Below are 1,286 nucleotides of genomic sequence, written 5' to 3'. Positions count from 1 at the left end.
CGAAGCTTCGTATGTTTATTGTTGCGAACAGAGCGCGTAAGGCGATGAACCGCATGGATGATTTTCACGCTGCTCTTGCTGCCGGAGACGAGGATGCTCTGGATATTCGGCGGCTTGTATCCGAGGCTGGCCTAACCATTGCCCGAAGCACTTCATCAACCGCATGGAAGCCAGGGGAGGTTACCTTTACATCTTCGATTGCTACTGCACTTCGCAGGCATGGTGACGCGGTTGTTTCAGCTGCTCTAACCTGCATGGCTGAAGCATATAAAGAAGAGCCACTTATGTACGGTGCTTCGATCTTCGGCGCGCTGGTGCGTATTTTCGCCAATCCTCCGGAGGGGTTCGACTCCGACGAACTCGTCCCAACGTTACGACGTCACCCGATGGCAGAATGGGGCGATATGGTTCGAGATCAAAAAGGCGGTGACGCTCGCGCCTTCGCATTGTCGAAAGCTCTTAACAAAGAACTGAATAGAACAGATGGCTTGGTGCTTTGATAATAGCCTGCCGCGCTCCAACGGAGCGCGGCAGGTTACACTTTATCTGCTAGGCTCCAGACCTATAAAGCCTCTTTTCATGCCAGAGCACTCATGATTCAAAGCTTTTTGAGGGGGGCTTTGAATGAGCGATACATAATTCTGGTTGACGGCAGAACAGTTCTCGCGGCTTGAACCGCATCTTCCACAGGATACGCGCGGGAAGGCTCGGGTGGATGGGAATCCCCCTTCTAATTTGTTGGCGGTAGCCTCGATGAGCATAGGCATTTTGTTTTTTGAAAAATGTTTTCAAACAAACAGTTATTTTTTGTAAATATATATACAAAAAACACAAATTCCTCTCGCAGTGCATCATTTCGGCCTGTAACCTTCTGGATATCTGAAGACCCTCACTGCGGAGAAAAACAATGTCTTACCGTGCTGCCCTTGAAGGTGCTGAAAAAGCAATCCAAGCAAATGACACCTGGAATGGCGTGGAGGCCGAAGCGGTTGCGCGGATGCGCCTCCAGAATCAATTCCGAACAGGGCTTGATATTGCCCGCTATACTGCCAAAATTATGCGGCAGGACATGGCTGCATTTGATCGTGACGCGGCACATTACACGCAGTCGCTCGGTTGTTGGCATGGCTTCATTGGTCAACAAAAGCTGATTGCCATTAAAAAGCACTTCGGCTCCACCCAAGGCCGTTATCTCTACCTCTCGGGTTGGATGATTGCGGCGCTGCGGTCTGACTTCGGCCCGCTGCCTGACCAATCGATGCACGAGAAGACCAGCGTTCCCGCGC

General features: G+C 51.2%; 2 protein-coding genes. Both read left to right on the top strand.

Annotated features, from left to right (window positions below; all coding sequences use genetic code 11):
• Window positions 1-500, top strand: a 500-nt coding sequence (locus VZ95_RS20620; RefSeq protein ID WP_045777532.1) for a hypothetical protein, incomplete at its 5' end; no start/stop codon positions are given.
• Window positions 501-907: 407 nt separating this feature from the next.
• Window positions 908-1,286, top strand: a 379-nt coding sequence (locus tag VZ95_RS20615) for a beta/alpha barrel domain-containing protein (RefSeq protein WP_045777531.1), incomplete at its 3' end; no start/stop codon positions are given.

This window comes from Elstera litoralis (assembly GCF_000963705.1).
GTDB classification, from domain to species: Bacteria; Pseudomonadota; Alphaproteobacteria; order Elsterales; family Elsteraceae; genus Elstera; species Elstera litoralis.
Note: the sequence above shows the minus strand (reverse complement) of the source record. Positions and strands in the feature narration are given on the sequence as shown.